This is a genomic window from Pseudomonas huaxiensis (assembly GCF_003231275.1).
GTDB classification, from domain to species: Bacteria; Pseudomonadota; Gammaproteobacteria; order Pseudomonadales; family Pseudomonadaceae; genus Aquipseudomonas; species Aquipseudomonas huaxiensis.
Map to the genome: position 1 here is coordinate 37709 of NZ_QKVL01000004.1, position 16997 is coordinate 54705.

Consider the following 16997-nt stretch of genomic DNA (forward strand, 5'->3'; position numbering starts at 1 on the left):
CGGATTGCCGGTATGATAGGCGACCCCGGCAGTCTGGATTGCGAAAACGCCATGACCTTGCAGTACCCCACCATCGCCGATTGCGTCGGCAACACCCCCCTGGTTCGCTTGCAACGCATGGCGGGCGACACCAGCAATACCCTCCTGTTGAAACTCGAAGGCAACAACCCGGCGGGTTCGGTCAAGGACCGTCCGGCGCTGTCGATGATCACCCGTGCCGAGCTGCGCGGTCAGATCAAGCCGGGCGATACCCTGATCGAGGCCACTTCGGGCAACACCGGCATTGCGTTGGCGATGGCGGCGGCGATCAAGGGCTACAAGATGATCCTGATCATGCCCGACAACTCCAGTGCCGAACGCAAGGCCGCGATGACCGCCTACGGCGCCGAGCTGATCCTGGTCAGCAAGGAAGAGGGCATGGAGGGGGCTCGCGACCTGGCCGAGCGTCTGCGCGATGAAGGCCGCGGCCTGGTCCTGGACCAGTTCGGCAACGGCGACAATCCCGAGGCCCATTACGTCAGTACCGGCCCGGAGATCTGGCGCCAGACGGAAGGCGGCATCACCCACTTCGTCAGTTCCATGGGCACCACCGGCACCATCATGGGTTGCTCGCGGTACCTCAAGGAGCAGAACCCGAACATCCAGATCGTCGGCCTGCAACCGATGGAAGGCTCGGCGATCCCGGGCATCCGTCGCTGGCCCCACGAATACCTGCCTTCGATCTTCGAGGCCGAGCGTGTTGACCGCGTGGTTGACATGGCCCAGAGCGAAGCCGAGGAAACCACCCGCCGCCTGGCACGCGAAGAGGGCATTTTCTGCGGCGTGTCTTCCGGTGGGGCGGTGGCGGCGATGCTGCGCCTGTCCCGCGAAGTGGAAAACGCGGTGATGGTGGCGATCATCTGTGACCGTGGCGACCGCTATCTGTCGACCGGCATTTTCGACGCGGATCGCTGATGTCCAAAGCCAAACGTAACGGCGGCCTGCGCTTCCAGCCGGCCGGCGGTAGCCGCACGCCCCAGGTTCCTGCGGGCAAGAAACAGCGCCTGACGATCGAGCGCCTGGCCGGGGATGGCCGTGGCATCGCCTTCTTCGAAGGCCGCACCTGGTTCGTCAGTGGTGCGCTGGCCGGCGAAGAGGTCGAGGCGCGTGTGCTCAATGCCCACGGCAAGGTGGTCGAGGCGCGCCTGGAGCGGGTCTTCAGTCCGAGCCCGCTGCGCCGCGAGGCGCCGTGCCGGCACTTCGCCCGTTGCGGCGGCTGCAACCTGCAACACCTGCCCCATGCCGACCAGCTCGATCTCAAACAGCGCCTGCTCGCCGAGCAGTTGCAGCGGGTCGCTGGCGTCGTGCCGGAGCAATGGGCCGCGCCGCTGAGTGGGCCGGAATTCGGCTACCGCCGCCGTGCACGGGTGGCGGTGCGCTGGGATCAACGCGCGGCGAAGCTGGAAGTTGGTTTCCGCGCTGAAGCCAGTCAGGACATCGTTGCCATCGAAGACTGCCCGGTGCTGGTACAGCCCTTGCAGTCGGTGATGCGTCACCTGCCGATGCTGTTGCAGAGTCTGGACAAGCCACGGGTGGTCGGGCACGTCGAGCTCTTCGCCGGTACCGCGCTGGCCATGCTGGTGCGCCACACCGCTGCGCTGGCCGACGCTGATCTGGCGCGCCTGCGGGCGTTCTGTAGTGAGGCGGGTGTACAACTCTGGCTGCAAGGCGAGGGCGAACCTGCTCCGGTAGAGTCGGATGCATCCCTGGGCTTTGTCCTGGAGCCGTGGAAGCTGGAGCTGGCGTATCGGCCCGGTGACTTCGTTCAGGTCAATGCCGGGGTCAATACGGCGATGATCGAACAAGCCCTGGACTGGCTCGCGGTGCAACCTGACGAGCGGGTTCTGGACTTGTTCTGCGGCCTCGGCAATTTCGCCCTGCCGCTGGCGCAGCAGGCCGCTGAAGTGGTGGCGGTGGAAGGTGTGCAGGTGATGGTCGACCGCGCCGCGGCCAATGCCCGTAGCAACAATTTGAATAATGTTCGCTTTTTTCAGGCGGATTTATCCCAACCCTTGAGTGCGTCTGGTTGGGCGGCCGAGGGGTTTTCTGCGGTACTCTTGGATCCACCTCGGGACGGTGCCTACGAAGCGGTGAGAAATATCGCCGCACTGGGTGCAAAAAGGCTGGTCTATGTGTCGTGCAATCCGGCGACCCTGGCCCGCGATACGCTCGAGTTGGTCAAGCAGGGTTACCGGTTAAAAAGGGCCGGGATCCTCGACATGTTTCCGCAGACCGCGCATGTCGAGGCCATGGCGTTGTTCGAGGTGGATCAGCGTCGCTGATCGCCCGGTGTGCGTTCTCTGATCTGGCGGAACGGCACCCGTGTTTTCAAGCGCATCACGGATGCGCTGTAGGGAAAGGTAAACAAAGATGGTACAGGTGAGAGTGCACCAGCCGGTCAACACCGACGGCAGTATCAATCTCGATGCATGGCTGGATCATGTGGTCAGCGTCGACGCGGCGCTGGACCGGCAAGCCCTCAAGGTTGCCTGCGAGTTCGCGCTGGACGTCGAGAAGAAGGGCAACCAGGCGAAGCATTCCTGGGCCGACGGCACCTCGAGCTTCCAGGCTGGCCTGGAGATCGCCGAGATCCTCGCCGACCTCAAGCTTGACCAGGACTCGCTGGTTGCCGCGGTGATCTATCGCGCGGTGCGCGAAGGCAGGACCACCCTGGCCGAAGTCGGCCAGCGTTTCGGCGCGGTGGTGGCCAAGCTGGTCGATGGCGTGCTGCGCATGGCGGCCATCACCGACAGTCTCAACCCGCGCCATTCGCTGGTGCTGGGCTCCCAGGCACAGGTGGAAAACCTGCGCAAGATGCTTGTGGCCATGGTCGACGACGTCCGGGTCGCACTGATCAAGCTGGCCGAGCGGACCTGCGCGATCCGCGCAGTGAAAGGCGCCGATGACGAGAAACGCAACCGGGTCGCCCGCGAAGTCTTCGACATCTATGCGCCGCTTGCCCATCGACTGGGCATCGGCCATATCAAGTGGGAGCTGGAAGACTTGTCCTTCCGCTACCTCGAGCCGGAGCAATACAAACAGATCGCCAAGTTGCTGCACGAGCGGCGGCTGGATCGCGAGCGCTTCATCAGCGACGTGATGAGCCAGTTGCAGAACGAGCTGCTGGCCACCGGGGTCAAGGCCGACATCAGCGGCCGGGCCAAGCACATCTACTCGATCTGGCGCAAAATGCAGCGCAAGGGCCTGGAGTTCAGCCAGATCTACGACGTGCGCGCGGTGCGCGTGCTGGTCCCGGAAATGCGCGACTGCTACACCGCGCTCGGGATCGTCCACACCCTCTGGCGACACATTCCCAAGGAATTCGACGACTACATCGCCAACCCCAAGGAGAACGGCTACCGCTCGCTGCATACAGCGGTGATCGGCCCTGAGGGCAAGGTGCTGGAAGTGCAGATCCGCACCCATTCCATGCACGAGGAAGCCGAACTCGGCGTCTGCGCGCACTGGCGCTACAAGGGCACCGACGTCAAGTCCGGCTCCAACCACTACGAAGAGAAAATCTCCTGGCTGCGTCAGGTGCTGGAGTGGCACGAGGAACTGGGCGACATCGGCGGCCTCGCCGAGCAACTGCGGGTCGATATCGAGCCTGACCGGGTCTACGTGTTCACCCCCGATGGCCACGCCATCGACCTGCCCAAGGGCGCCACGCCGCTGGACTTCGCCTACCGCGTACACACCGAGATCGGCCACAACTGCCGTGGCGCCAAGATCAACGGGCGCATCGTGCCGCTCAACTACAGCCTGCAGACCGGCGAGCAGGTCGAGATCATCACCAGCAAGCACGGTAACCCGAGCCGCGACTGGCTGAACTCGAACCTCGGCTACGTCACCACTTCGCGGGCGCGGGCGAAGATCGTCCATTGGTTCAAGCTGCAGGCCCGCGACCAGAACGTCGCTGCCGGCAAGACCCTGCTCGAACGCGAACTGAGTCGCCTCGGCTTGCCGCAGGTGGACTTCGAACGGCTGGCCGAGAAGGCCAACCTCAAGGCTGCCGAAGACATGTTCGCGTCCCTCGGTGCCGGTGACCTGCGCCTGGCCCATCTGGTCAACGCGGCGCAGCAACTGGTCGAGCCGGAGCGCATCGAAGAAGTCGAACTGATCACCCGCAAGGCCACCGGCTACAAGCCCGGCAAGCGCGGCGACATCCAGATCCAGGGCGTCGGCAACCTGCTGACGCAGATGGCCGGTTGCTGCCAGCCGTTGCCCGGCGACGCAATCGTTGGCTACATCACCCAAGGCCGCGGCGTGACCATCCACCGTCAGGACTGCGCCTCGGTGCTGCAACTGTCCGGGCGCGAGCCGGAGCGGATCATTCAGGTCAGCTGGGGTCCGGTGCCGGTGCAAACCTACCCGGTGGATATCGTCATTCGTGCCTACGACCGTCCGGGCTTGCTGCGTGACGTCTCCCAGGTCCTGCTCAACGAGCGGATCAACGTACTGGCGGTGAATACCCGCTCGAACAAGGAAGACAACACCGCGCTGATGTCGCTGACCATCGAGATCCCCGGCCTGGACGCCCTCGGGCGCTTGCTCGGGCGCATCTCGCAGTTGCCGAACATCATCGAGACCCGCCGCAACCGCACGCCTTGATACCCGCCGCCCGCTCTGGAGACCGGGGCGGGCGGTGAGGTTTTATCTGCCAGACGAGAGCCGACGATGTACACCCTGGACGATCTGCTGCACCTCATGGCCCGCCTGCGCGACCCGCAATACGGCTGCCCGTGGGACCTCAAACAGAATTATGCGAGCATCGTCCCGCACACCCTCGAAGAAGCCTATGAAGTGGCCGATGCCATCGAGCGCGGTGACTTCGAGCACCTGCAGGGCGAGCTCGGCGACCTGCTGTTCCAGGTGGTCTATTACAGCCAACTGGCGCGGGAGGAAGGGCGTTTCGAATTTGCCGGGGTGATCGACAGCATCACCCGCAAGCTGATCCGCCGTCACCCTCATGTCTTCCCCACCGGCGAGCTGTATGCGCCGCTGGACACCCCGTTGCTGGATGAAGAACAGGTCAAGCAACGCTGGGAAGAAATCAAGGCCGAGGAGCGCGCCGAGAAAAGCGTGCCCGAGCAGCTTTCCCTGCTCGACGATGTGCCGGCGGCGCTGCCGGCCTTGTCCCGCGCGGCCAAGTTGCAGAAGCGCGCGGCTCAGGTCGGTTTCGACTGGCCGGGACCGCTGCCGGTGCTGGACAAGGTCCGCGAAGAACTGGACGAAGTGCTCGAAGCCATGGCTGACGGAGACGCGGCGGCGATGGCCGACGAGGTCGGCGACCTGCTGTTCGCCACCGTCAACCTGGCTCGGCACCTGAAGCTCGATCCGGAAAACGCCCTGCGTGGCGCCAACGCCAAGTTCGAACGACGCTTCCGTTTTATCGAGCAGGCATTGCGCGACATAGGTCGTCCGATTGAAGATTGCACCCTCGAAGACTTGGACGCGCTCTGGGGCGAAGCCAAGCGTCAGGAAAAGAACCTGCCCAGCTGCGGCTGAGCTGTTTGCATTAAGTGAGTGAACATCAATGAGCCTTTCCCTTCGCGACCAATTGCTCAAAGCCGGTCTGGTCAACCAGAAGCAGGTCAAGCAGGTCAATAAAGACCAGAAGAAACAGAAACGCCTGGAGCAAAAAGGCCAGGTCGAGGTCGACGACAGCCAGCAGCGTCTGGCCAAGGACGCGATGGCCGAGAAGGCCGCGCGTGACCAGGAACTCAACCGCCAGCAGCAGGAGAAGGCCGAGCAGAAGGCCCGTGCCGCGCAGGTCAAGCAATTGATCGACGTGTCCCGCTTGCCGAAGTTGAACACCGAGGACTACTACAACTTCGTCGACGACAAGAAGGTCAAGCGCATCGCGGTCAACGCCCTGGTGCGCAGCAAGCTGAGCAGTGGCTCGCTGGCCATCGTCGCCCATGGCGGCGGTTACGAGATCATCCCGCGGGAAGCGGCGGTGAAGATCCAGGAGCGCGATCCCCAGCGCATCCTGTTGCTCAACACCCAGGTGGAAGAACCGGATGCCGACGATCCGTACGCCGCCTACGTCATCCCGGACGACCTGATGTGGTAACAACGACAAACCCCGCCTCGGCGGGGTTTGTGCTTTCTGGGGAGCGGGTCAGGACTTCGTCTGCCGGGACTCCCAGATTTCCAGTTCCATGCGGTAGTGGTGGGCATCGTTTTCGTTGTGGAACATGCCGACCAGTTGGTCCTGCTGGTGCACATCCCAGATGCGCACGCCAGCGGCCACGCCTTCATGGGACAGTTTCGATTCGTCGCGCTCAGTTACTTTGACAGTCATGTGCAAACTCCAAATCCGGTTAACTGCGGCACTCTGTCGCAGGACTCTTTTATAGGGTTTGTTAGCTGGCTAAGTAAATTAAAAGGGCCATGAAAGATGTTTCATGGTTGGCTGGGGAACCGCACCGCAGGCAAAAGAAAACCCCGCACAAGGCTAATGCCTGTCAGTTAAAGCGATTAGGGCCCTTCGCGAGCAAGCTCGCTCCTACCGTGTAGGAGCGAGCTTGCTCGCGAAGGGCCCAACTGGCCTAACTGACTGGCATTACGCACAAGGCGGGGTTTCGGGTGTTGCCGGCAAGCAGGTCGGTCAGTTGCCCTTGACCGCCTTGCCATTGACCGTACCGTCCTGCAGCACGATCACGTATTCCTTGCCGTCGGTCTCGACCTGGCGCAGTTGCACCAGCAGGAAGTCCCAGTCCTTGGCGAACCACAGCTCGGTGATGCGCTTGCTCTGGCTCGGGTCGCGTACGCGCTCGACCTTCACCGCATCGACCTGGCCGGTACGGGTGGTGACTTTCTCGGTGCCGAGCACGCGGAAGTCGTAGGTGTCGATCTCGTCGCCATCCACAACCTGGTAGCTCACGCTCTTCTTGCCGGCGGCGACGTCATGCTGCAGCGCCAACTGATAGGAAGACTTGTCCAGCACGCCGCGGTTGAGCGGCAGCTTGACGGCGTCACCACGGTCGGTGCCGGTGATCATCTTGGTCGACCAGTCGAAGTCCAGGTCGACTTTCTTCGCCTTGCCCAGGCCGCCACGTTCGAAGTGGTAGCTCTGCGGCAGCAGGGTGTCCTTGTCCAGGCTCAGGGTGCTTTGCTCGGTCAGGCTGGCGATCATCATCGAAGCCTTGAAGTTCAGGCTCCAGGTGCCGTTGGCGTTCTTTTCCAGGCTGCGTTCAGCGGTGCCGCTCATGGGCAGTTGCTTCCAGTCGGCGGTGTAGCTGGCCGAGAACGGTTTCAGGTCGGCTGCCTGAAGCGGCAGCGCGAGCACGGCGAGGGCGAAGAGCAGGGCGCGACGCATAAAATCTCCTAGGGTCGTATCAAGTGGCCGCTGGCCGCCAGTGGCTGGCCGTCCAGTAGAGCACCGTGCTCGCCCAGGCGCAAACGGCCTTCGGCGAACCAGCGCACCGCCAGCGGGTAAATCTGATGTTCCTGGCTGTGAACCCTGTGCGCCAGTGTCTCTGGCGTGTCATCCGGCGCCACCGGAATGACTGCCTGTACGACCAGCGGTCCGCCATCGAGTTCCTCGGTGACGAAGTGCACGCTGCAGCCATGCTCGTGGTCACCGGCTTCCAGCGCCCGCTGATGGGTGTGCAGGCCCTTGTACTTGGGCAGCAGGGACGGATGGATGTTGAGCAGGCGCCCCTCGTAATGACGGACGAAACCGCCGCTGAGGATGCGCATGAACCCGGCCAGGACCACCAGTTGCGGCGAGAAGGCGTCGATGCATTCGATCAGGGCCTGATCGAAGGCTTCGCGGCCGTCGTAGCCCTTGTGGTCGAGCACGGCGGTGTCGATACCGGCATCACGGGCGCGCTGCAGGCCGTAGGCATCGGCGCGGTTGGAAATCACGGCGCGGATCCGTACCGGGGAATCCCCGGCACGGGCGCTGTCGATCAGGGCTTGCAGGTTGCTGCCGGAACCCGACAGCAACACCACGACATCGCAGGTCTTGCTTGGCATCAGTGCGCCTTGAGGTTCTTCAGCTCGACCTGGGCAGCGCCTTCGGCGGCGACGCCGATCTGGCCGATCACCCATGGCTGCTCACCGGCTTCGCGCAGGACGTTCAGGGCAGTTTCGACCTTGTCCTGGGCAACGCAGATGACCATGCCGACGCCGCAGTTCAGAACGCGGTGCATTTCGTGCTCGTCGACGTTGCCTTGCGCTTGCAGCCAGTCGAAGACCGCTGGGCGTTCCCAGCTCGCGACATCAACCACGGCCTGTGCGCCTTTTGGCAGTACGCGCGGGATATTGTCCAGCAGGCCGCCACCGGTGATGTGGGCCATCGCCTTGACTGCGCCGGTGTCTTTGATCAGCTTCAGCAGCGGCTTGACGTAGATGCGGGTCGGGGCCATCAGCAGTTCGGTCAGCGGGGTGCCGTCGAGCTGGACTTGCTCGATGTCGGCGCCGGAGACTTCGATGATCTTGCGGATCAGCGAGTAGCCGTTGGAGTGCGGGCCGGAGGACGGCAGGGCGATCAGGGCGTCGCCAGTGGCAACTTTGGAACCGTCGATGATCTCGGCTTTCTCGACCACACCTACGCAGAAGCCGGCCAGGTCATAGTCTTCGCCTTCGTACATACCAGGCATTTCAGCGGTTTCACCGCCGACCAGCGAGCAGCCAGCCAGTTCGCAGCCGGCGCCGATGCCGGTGACCACGGTGGCGGCAACGTCGACGTTCAGCTTGCCGGTGGCGTAGTAGTCGAGGAAGAACAGCGGCTCGGCGCCGCAGACCACCAGGTCGTTGACGCACATGGCGACCAGGTCCTGGCCGATGCTGTCGTGCTTGTTCAGGTTCAATGCCAGACGCAGCTTGGTGCCGACACCGTCGGTGCCCGAGACCAGAACCGGCTGTTTGTAGCCGGCCGGGATTTCACAGAGGGCGCCAAAACCGCCCAGGCCGCCCATGACTTCGGGGCGCGCGGTGCGCTTGGCGACGCCTTTGATGCGTTCGACCAATGCTTCACCGGCGTCGATGTCTACACCGGCGTCCTTGTAGCTCAGGGAGGGTTGCTTGCTCATGATCCAGGCCTTTAGGGGGGAGGGATTCGGGGGAATCGACCGTGACCTGCCAGGGAGCGGGGAAAAAGATCCGCCTGCCTGACCGTCGGCGGTCTGCGAAGGCGCGCGATTTTATCAGGGTTGCCCGGCAGCGGCCATCCTCAGGCCGACGGGCTGGACCTGAATCCGGTGAAAAACATCGATTCTCTGCGCGCGGGTGGTTGCCTTGTCACGGCCTGTATAAGGTATAGGAAGGGAAACACCGGCCCATGAATGAATTTTGCGCTGCGGCGCGGGTCTGGGCTTCACGCGTCACCTTTCACTTCTTCCTTTATCTGGACAGGAATCCTTCATGCGTTTGCGTTCTTATCTGTTCGGTTGCTGTGTTGCGCTATTCGGTCTCGCCGCTCAGGCCGAGACCGTCAGTGGGCTGTATCAGGTTCGTGAACCGGTCAGCGGGCAGGGCGCCGAAGCACGTGCCCAGGCGACCCAGGCCGCGCTGGACACCTTGGTACTGCGCCTGACCGGCGACCCGAAGGCGCCGCAGAACCCGGGTCTTGCGGAGCTTCGCAAGGACCCGCAACAGATCATCAGCCAGTTCGGTACCGAGGCTGGGCCGCCAGAGACGCTGCTGGTGGAATTTGACCCGGGCAGCACCGAACGTGCGCTGCGCAAGGCGGGTTTGGCGCTATGGGGCAACAATCGTCCGGCAATTCTCGGCTGGTGGCTGAATGACGGTACCGACGGCTCGAACCTGGTCGGTGACGGCCAGGGCGCTGCCGACCCCCTGCGCCGCGCCGCCCAGCACCGCGGTTTGCCACTGCGCCTGCCATTGGGTGACCTCGACGAACAACTGGTGGCCACCGCGAAGAATCTCGAAGGCACCGATCCGGCGCCGCTCAAAGCAGCATCCGGGCGCTACGGGGCCGATGCGCTGCTGGCTGTGCATGCTACCGAGGCCGAAGGTAAATGGACCGGCACATGGCGCCTGTGGCTGGGTGACCAGCGCGAGCAGGGCAAGGTCGAGGGCGCCGACCAGGCCGCTTTGGCCGATGCCGTGATGTTGGCGGTGAGCCAGCGGCTGGCGCCGCGTTTCGTTGTCCGGCCGGGTGCCAGCAGCGAGCAGGCGATCCAGGTGCAGGGCGTCAATCTGGAGCGTTATGCCGAACTGGGCCGTGTGCTGGAGCCGTTCGGCGGGCGCATCACCGAAGTCCAGGGCGATGTCATGACCTGGGAGGCCACCGCCACCGCCGATCAGTTGCGCGCGCAACTGGGGCTGGCACGCTTGCAGGAGATTCCTGCCGAAGCCGCTCCGGTCGCACCGGTCACCAACCCGGCGGCGCCCGCGGACGCCTCTGGCGCCGCGCCTGCTCCGGCCCCCGCACCGTTCAACGGTCTGCGTTTTCGCTGGTAAGGAGTCGTGGTGATGATAGATGTACGCCGCTGGATGTGGCTCGGCGCGGTGTTTCTCCTGGTCGTGCTGCTGTATTTGCTGCACGGAATCCTGTCGCCGTTTCTTGTCGGGATTCTCCTGGCTTATCTGGCCGACCCGCTGGTTGATCGCCTGGAGCGCGCGGGCCTCTCGCGCACGGCGGGCGTGGTGGTGGTCTTCACCCTGTTCAGCTTGATTATGCTGACGATGCTGCTGGTGCTGATCCCGATGCTGGCCAAGCAGCTTGTGCGCCTCTATGAACTGACGCCGCAGATGCTCGACTGGCTGGAGCATGCGGCCCTGCCTTGGGTGCAGGCCAAGCTGGGGCTGGCCGACGGCTTCTGGAAGTTCGACAAGGTCAAGGCGGCGATTGGCGCGCACATGGGGCAGACCACCGATATCGTCGGCGCAGTGCTGGCCCAGGCGACCGCGTCGGGCTTGGCGCTGCTCGGCTGGCTGGCCAACCTGGTGCTGATCCCGGTGGTGGGCTTCTACCTGCTGCGCGACTGGGATCTGATGATGGCCAAGCTGCGCAGCCTGCTGCCGCGTCAGCGTGAGGAGCAGGTGGTGGGGCTGGCGGGGGAGTGCCATGAAGTGCTTGGCGCCTTCGTCCGCGGCCAGTTGCTGGTGATGCTTGCGCTGGGCGTCATCTACGCGGCGGGGCTGATGCTGGTGGGCCTCGAACTGGGCTTGCTGATTGGCCTGTTGGCGGGGTTGGCGGCCATTGTGCCGTACATGGGATTCATCATCGGCATTGGCGCGGCGATGGTCGCGGGGCTGTTCCAGTTCGGCGGCGACATCTATCCGCTGCTGGGGATCGCAGCGGTGTTCATGATCGGCCAGATGCTCGAAGGCATGGTGCTCACGCCGCTGTTGGTGGGCGACCGCATCGGCCTGCACCCGGTGGCGGTGATCTTCGCGATCCTTGCTGGTGGTGAGCTGTTCGGATTCACCGGTGTCTTGCTGGCGTTGCCGGCGGCGGCGGTGATCATGGTGCTGCTGCGTCATGCGCACGACTTCTATAAAAGGTCGGACATGTATGGCGAGAAAATAGACCCCGACCTTTAAGCGGCAAGCATCAAGCTGCAAGTGACAAGAAAGGGCAATCCACGCTGCATTTGCTCTTTCTTGCCGCTTGTAACTTGCCGCTTGCAGCTTCTAGCGCAAGCCTTTGATTTTCCTTGTGGTCTTCGCTCATTGTGCGACCGACGTCACGGGTATAGACTTTGCAGACTTTTACCAAGGGCCCTTTGCGGTTCCTCGCAACCGCCCAGCCAGCATGAAACCGATCCAGTTGCCCCTGGGTGTGCGTCTGCGTGATGACGCCACCTTCATCAACTACTATCCGGGTGCCAACGCCGCCGCACTGGGCTATGTCGAGCGACTCTGCGAAGCCGACGCCGGCTGGACCGAGAGCCTGATCTACCTGTGGGGCAAGCAGGGCGTCGGACGTACCCACCTGTTGCAGGCGGCCTGTTTGCGTTTCGAGCAGATGGGCGAGCCGGCGGTCTACTTGCCTCTGGCGCAATTGCTCGACCGTGGCGTCGAACTCCTGGATCACCTCGAACAGTACGAACTGGTCTGCATCGACGACCTGCAGACCATCGCCGGCAAGCCAGAGTGGGAAGAGGCGATGTTCCACCTGTTCAACCGCCTGCGTGACAGCGGCCGGCGCCTGTTGATCGCGGCCTCCAGCTCGCCGCGCGAACTGCCGATCAAACTCGCCGACCTCAAGTCGCGCCTGACCATGGCGCTGATTTTCCAGATGCGTGCACTGTCCGACGAAGACAAGCTGCGCGCCCTGCAATTACGGGCTTCGCGTCGCGGGCTGCACATGACCGACGAGGTCGGGCACTTCATTCTCACCCGCGGAACTCGCAGCATGAGCGCACTGTTCGACCTGCTGGAACGCCTCGATCAGGCATCGCTGCAGGCGCAACGCAAGCTGACCATCCCGTTTTTGAAAGAGACGTTGGGCTGGTAAACAGCGTCCCAGAGCCTCGGCACATAAAAGTCACATTTTTTTCGATTGAATTTGCAAATCGAATCGATAGAAGGCATAGTCTCGGCTTCTTTGAATTCCAGACACGGTCGTGCCCATGCTAAATCGCTTCGCACCCCTCGTGCCCCTCGCACTCGTGACGCTGCTTTTCGGCTGCGCTGCCCACAGCCCGGTTTCGCAACAGCAGGATCACAGTTCCATCGCTGCCAAAGTTGCCACCCAGCCTTCCGCCGACGTTTCGGTGTTTGAAGAAGAGCTGGCCACAGAGCAGGAACTGGAACAGTTCTCCACTTCCAAGCCTTACCAACTGCCCGTGCTGGCTGACAGCATCCTCGAACGTGGCATGGCGCTGATCGGTACCCGCTACCGCTTCGGTGGCACCTCCGAGCAGTCGGGCTTCGATTGCAGTGGCTTCATCGGTTATCTGTTCCGCGAAGAAGCCGGCATGAACCTGCCGCGTTCTACCCGCGAAATGATCAACGTCGATGCCCCGCTGGTCTCGCGCAACAACCTCAAGCCGGGTGATCTGCTGTTCTTCAGCACCAACGGCCGCGGTCGCGTCAGCCACGCCGGTATCTACCTCGGCGACAACCAGTTCATTCACTCCAGCAGCCGTCGCAGCGGTGGCGTGCGTATCGACAGCCTCGGCGATCGCTACTGGAGCAAGACGTTCATCGAAGCCAAGCGCGCGCTGGCAATGGCACCGACCACGCTCTCGCGCAACTGATTCCTTCGTAGCGTCATGTACACGGCGACGATGCTGAAAAGCTCGTCGCCGTGCGTGTTTACAGAAAGCGTCTAATCTTGATTCTCACCACTTTGCCGGCATCCAGCCGGGCAGCTTCAGACAGGATGTTCTGACGATGTCGATAATGGCGCGCTTAGCGGTATTGTCCCTGGCGGCACTGATCAGTGCCTGTTCCAGCCACGCCCCGACCCCGCCCCAGGTGGTCCAGCCGGCGTTCACTTCTCCTCAGGTGTATTTCTCCCCGGTTGCCGAAGATGTGCTGTTCCGCGCGCTTGGCCTGGTGGGCACGCCCTATCGCTGGGGTGGCAACACGCCGGATGCCGGTTTCGATTGCAGTGGCCTGATTGGCTACGTCTACCGTGACGCCGCGGGCATCGCCTTGCCGCGCTCGACCCGCGAGATGATCGTCATGGGCGCCCCGAACGTGTCCCGCGATGCCTTGCAGTCCGGTGACCTGGTGTTCTTCGCCACCAACGGTGGCAGCCAGGTCAACCATGCGGGCATTTATGTCGGCGAAGGGCGTTTCGTCCATGCGCCGTCCACGGGCGGGACGGTGCGGTTGGACTATCTGTCGAACAACTACTGGCAAAAGTCCTACCTCAACGCCAAGCGCGTGCTGCAAGGCAACCATCTGGCGCACAACCCCTGATTACGTCGAGGTAAGCGATGACCGGTCAGACGCTTTACCTCGACGATGCCCTCTACGATTACCTCCGGCGCGTCTCCCTGCGCGAGACGCCGTTGCTCGCGCGCCTGCGCGCTGAAACCGCCGCGCGGCCGAACGCCAATTGGCAGGTAGCCCCCGAGCAGGGCCAGTTGCTGGCGCTGCTGGTGCGTTTGAGCGGTGCGCGCAGGTTGATCGAGGTGGGCACCTTCACCGGCTACAGCGCGTTGTGCATGGCCGACGCCCTGCCAGCGGACGGCGAGTTGCTGTGCTGCGACCTGCCGGGCGACTACCACGACATCGCTCGCCGCTACTGGCAGGAGGCGGGCGTGGAAAGCCGCATCGAGCTGCGCCCCGGTCCGGCCCTGGACACCCTGGCGACACTGGCGGACGGCGCGTTCGACCTGATCTTCATCGATGCCGATAAGGCCAACTACCCACGCTATCTGGAAGAAGCCCTGCGCCTGCTGCGCCAGGGCGGCGTCGTGCTGTTCGACAACACCTTGTGGAGCGGCCGGGTGTTGCAGGCGCAGCCGGACAGCGACGACACCCGCGCCATCCAGGCCTTGAACCTGGCGCTGCGTGACGATGTGCGGGTGGATTTGTCGCTGCTGCCGCTGGGTGACGGCCTGACGCTGTGTCGCAAGCGCTGAACGTCCTCAAGGCGCCTTGCTGACCCGCCAGATCACATTGCCCACGTCGTCGGCCACCAGTAGCCCGCCACGCTGGTCGTTGATCACCCCCACTGGCCGGCCCATGGCCTTGCCGTCGTCGTTGAGGAACCCGGTGAGCAGGTCGATCGGTTTGCCAGCCGGTTTGCCCGCAGTACTGAACGGCACGAACAACACTTTGTAGCCACTGTGCGGCTTGCGGTTCCAGGAGCCGTGCTGGCCGATGAACGCGCCCTGGTCGAACGGCGGCGGCAGGACGCCGGGTTCGGCGAAGGTCAGGCCCAGAGACGCAGTGTGTGGGCCGACCGCATAGTCCGGGGCGATGGCCTTGGCCACCAGGCTCGGGTCCTGCGGCTGTACGCGCACATCCACATGCTTGCCGTAATAGCTGAACGGCCAACCATAGAAGCCGCCGTCGCGCACCGAGGTGATGTAGTCCGGCACCAGATCGCTGCCGATTTCGTCACGCTCGTTCACCGCCGTCCACAGTTGCCCGCTGTGCGGTTCCCAGGCCAGGCCGTTGGGGTTGCGCAGGCCCGAGGCGAAGATCCGGTGGTTGCCGGTGGCCGGGTCGATTTCCCAGATCGCCGCGCGGCCTTCTTCCTTGTCCAGGCCGTTCTCGGCGACGTTGCTGTTGGAACCGACGGTGACGTAGAGCTTCTTGCCGTCGCGGCTGGCAACTACGTTCTTGGTCCAGTGATGGTTCAGCGGGCCGCCGGGCAGTTCGGCGACGACTTCGCCGGGCGTGTTGATCACGGTGGCGCCGGTTTCGTATTTGAAGCGCAGCAGCCGATCGGTGTCGGCCACATAGAGGTCGTCGCCCACCAGGGTCATGCCGAATGGGGAATTGAGGTTTATCAGAAAGAGCGTGCGGGTCTCGGCGACGCCGTCGCCGTCGGTATCGCGCAGCAGGCTGATACGGTTGGCGCTGGGGACGGCAGCCCCGGCGCGGGCCATGACCTTGTTCATCACCCAGCCCTTGATGCCCTTGCCGTCCTCGGGTTTTGGCGGTGCGTTGGTTTCCGCCACCAGTACGTCGCCGTTGGGCAACACGTACAGCCAGCGCGGATGGTCCAGGCCGCTGGCAAAAGCCGCCACCTGGGTGCCGGGCGCCGCGACCGGCTTGGCGCCTTTCGGCCAGCCGACCGCAGGGGCGATGTTGACGGTGGGGATCAGCGTCTTGTTCGGTTCCGGCAACTGCGGTGCCGGGCCGCTGCCGTCGGTAACCTGGAGCCGGGCGGTTTCACCGCAGGCGCTCAGTCCGGTGGTGATGGCCAGTAGCAGGGCGATGCGTAGTGAAGGCATGAGCGACTCCTCGGGGAACGGGTCCTTACAAGGAGTCAGAGGCGGATCGGAGGAGGGAGGTTCAATCGCCGGTGCCGCAAGGCGGCCCCGGCGACCCTCAGGCCTGCTTCAGCAGCAGGGCAACCCCGGGATAGTACTGGCCGAACTCGTCGTGCAGCTTTCGATAGCCATACGGGAAACACCAGGCAACGGCGCAGGCGTTGTGCTTTTGCAGGTCCTCGACCAGGTCCTGCAACTCTTCGGGGCTGGCATGCTGGCCCAGCTTGCAGGGGCTTGCGAACAGCGCGGCGATCTTCAACTGGCTCGGGTAGGCGACATTGCGCGCGCCGGCGCTGAGTTCCTGCAAGGCCGGGCTCAGGTCCAGCCGTCCGACCTTCGGCCAGCGCTGGCTGGCATGCAGGTACGCAGATTCATCGCGGCTGGCGATCAGCAAGTCGCAGCGGGCACCGCGTTCGCCTTCGTCGCGCTGCTTCTTGCTCTGGAAGTCCTGAAGGGTGACCAGCTCGGCTTGCCAGATGGCCGCCGAGAGTATCCCGAGGTTGCCCTGGAGCCCTTGCCAGTAAGGCCCTTCGTTGTCGCCGAGGGTCTGGTTGAAGCGTTCGATGCATTCGCCCCAACGCTCCAGCGCCGGGCGCAGGAATTCCAGGCGAGGATTGTTGATGATCAGGCCTTGCATGCTGCTCTCCTTTCGTAATTGTTGTACGAGTACAGCGGAAAACCGTGGCACTTTGATATCACTCGACTGAGTGTTGCACAAGACGACAGAAACGCCATCGGTCGCCTCGTACCGGGCGCCTTTCATTGACGCTCCGGGTCCAACCCTCTAACCTTTGCGGCTTGTTTCAGGTGCTCTGTGGCCCGCCGGCCGACAGGGTGAAACAGGGAAGCCGGTGAGCACGCCAGACGTGCGATTCCGGCGCTGCCCCCGCAACGGTAAATGAGTCAAGGCTGCGCATGGCCACTGGGTGTCATCACCCGGGAAGGCGCCCGGCCAGGATCTGAAATCCGCTCATGAGCCCGGAGACCGGCCTGCAAACAGTCAACGGCATCACGGAGGGTGATGCGCGGTTTTTCGGGCCTTGTCGCCCGACTCCTGCGCGTTCCGTGTGCCAC

The 16997-nt window shown here is 63.6% G+C and carries 17 protein-coding genes and 1 riboswitch; of the genes, 11 read left to right on the top strand and 6 right to left on the bottom strand.

The features are described from left to right. Positions 1-51 precede the first annotated feature (51 nt). The 5 genes from cysM (at position 52) to DM374_RS06635 (ending at position 6115) form a co-directional block, all read left to right on the top strand. Positions 52-954 (top strand): cysteine synthase CysM, encoded by a 903-nt coding sequence (gene cysM / locus DM374_RS06615; RefSeq protein WP_177431528.1) that lies wholly within the window; start codon positions 52-54, stop codon positions 952-954. Beyond that, positions 954-2321: a 23S rRNA (uracil(1939)-C(5))-methyltransferase RlmD gene (gene rlmD, locus DM374_RS06620; protein WP_110969157.1), complete on the top strand. Its 1368-nt coding sequence runs from the start codon at positions 954-956 to the stop codon at positions 2319-2321. Before cysM ends, rlmD begins: the two co-directional genes overlap by 1 nt. Positions 2322-2409: 88 nt before the next feature. Next, complete coding sequence (gene relA, locus DM374_RS06625) at positions 2410-4650, top strand: GTP diphosphokinase (RefSeq protein ID WP_095155399.1); 2241 nt, start codon at positions 2410-2412, stop codon at positions 4648-4650. Positions 4651-4716: 66 nt separating this feature from the next. After that, positions 4717-5547 carry a nucleoside triphosphate pyrophosphohydrolase gene (mazG, locus tag DM374_RS06630; RefSeq protein ID WP_110969158.1) on the top strand — a complete coding sequence of 277 codons (831 nt, stop codon included), beginning with the start codon at positions 4717-4719 and terminating at the stop codon, positions 5545-5547. 28 nt (positions 5548-5575) lie between these two features. Further along, a complete protein-coding gene (locus DM374_RS06635; protein ID WP_110969159.1) occupies positions 5576-6115 on the top strand; it encodes a DUF2058 domain-containing protein in 540 nt (179 codons plus the stop codon). Positions 6116-6163: 48 nt separating this feature from the next. On the opposite strand, the gene DM374_RS06640 is transcribed toward DM374_RS06635, so the two are convergent. From DM374_RS06640 to purM, 4 genes are all read right to left on the bottom strand, one after another. After that, positions 6164-6346 (bottom strand): hypothetical protein, encoded by a 183-nt coding sequence (locus DM374_RS06640; RefSeq protein WP_110969160.1) that lies wholly within the window; start codon positions 6344-6346, stop codon positions 6164-6166. A gap of 306 nt (positions 6347-6652) precedes the next feature. Next, entirely contained in the window at positions 6653-7363 is a 711-nt protein-coding gene (locus DM374_RS06645) for a DUF3108 domain-containing protein (protein WP_110969161.1), read from the bottom strand. 8 nt (positions 7364-7371) lie between these two features. Next, a complete protein-coding gene (gene purN, locus DM374_RS06650; RefSeq protein ID WP_110969162.1) occupies positions 7372-8025 on the bottom strand; it encodes a phosphoribosylglycinamide formyltransferase in 654 nt (217 codons plus the stop codon). Further along, the gene (purM, locus tag DM374_RS06655; RefSeq protein WP_110969163.1) at positions 8025-9083 is read right to left on the bottom strand and encodes a phosphoribosylformylglycinamidine cyclo-ligase; all 1059 of its coding nucleotides are present in this window, start codon (positions 9081-9083) and stop codon (positions 8025-8027) included. Before purM ends, purN begins: the two co-directional genes overlap by 1 nt. A gap of 331 nt (positions 9084-9414) precedes the next feature. On the opposite strand from purM, the gene DM374_RS06660 reads away from it, so the two are divergent. From DM374_RS06660 to DM374_RS06685, 6 genes are all read left to right on the top strand, one after another. Beyond that, complete coding sequence (locus DM374_RS06660; RefSeq protein WP_110969164.1) at positions 9415-10476, top strand: DUF2066 domain-containing protein; 1062 nt, start codon at positions 9415-9417, stop codon at positions 10474-10476. Between the two features lie 12 nt (positions 10477-10488). Beyond that, positions 10489-11562: an AI-2E family transporter gene (locus DM374_RS06665; RefSeq protein WP_110969165.1), complete on the top strand. Its 1074-nt coding sequence runs from the start codon at positions 10489-10491 to the stop codon at positions 11560-11562. 211 nt (positions 11563-11773) lie between these two features. Beyond that, positions 11774-12478, top strand: coding sequence for a DnaA regulatory inactivator Hda (gene hda / locus DM374_RS06670; RefSeq protein WP_095155407.1), 705 nt, complete (start codon positions 11774-11776; stop codon positions 12476-12478). Between the two features lie 115 nt (positions 12479-12593). Next, positions 12594-13223 carry a C40 family peptidase gene (locus DM374_RS06675; RefSeq protein ID WP_110969166.1) on the top strand — a complete coding sequence of 210 codons (630 nt, stop codon included), beginning with the start codon at positions 12594-12596 and terminating at the stop codon, positions 13221-13223. 136 nt (positions 13224-13359) lie between these two features. Further along, positions 13360-13893, top strand: coding sequence for a C40 family peptidase (locus DM374_RS06680; RefSeq protein ID WP_110969167.1), 534 nt, complete (start codon positions 13360-13362; stop codon positions 13891-13893). 17 nt (positions 13894-13910) lie between these two features. After that, positions 13911-14561, top strand: a complete 651-nt coding sequence (locus DM374_RS06685; RefSeq protein ID WP_110969168.1) for an O-methyltransferase — start codon at positions 13911-13913, stop codon at positions 14559-14561. 6 nt (positions 14562-14567) lie between these two features. On the opposite strand, the gene DM374_RS06690 is transcribed toward DM374_RS06685, so the two are convergent. Both DM374_RS06690 and DM374_RS06695 read right to left on the bottom strand, forming a co-directional pair. Beyond that, the gene (locus tag DM374_RS06690; protein ID WP_110969169.1) at positions 14568-15884 is read right to left on the bottom strand and encodes a PQQ-dependent sugar dehydrogenase; all 1317 of its coding nucleotides are present in this window, start codon (positions 15882-15884) and stop codon (positions 14568-14570) included. 97 nt (positions 15885-15981) lie between these two features. Next, a complete protein-coding gene (locus tag DM374_RS06695) occupies positions 15982-16560 on the bottom strand; it encodes a hypothetical protein (RefSeq protein ID WP_110969170.1) in 579 nt (192 codons plus the stop codon). A gap of 151 nt (positions 16561-16711) precedes the next feature. Next, a riboswitch (cobalamin riboswitch) is annotated at positions 16712-16931 on the top strand. Positions 16932-16997: the final 66 nt, after the last annotated feature.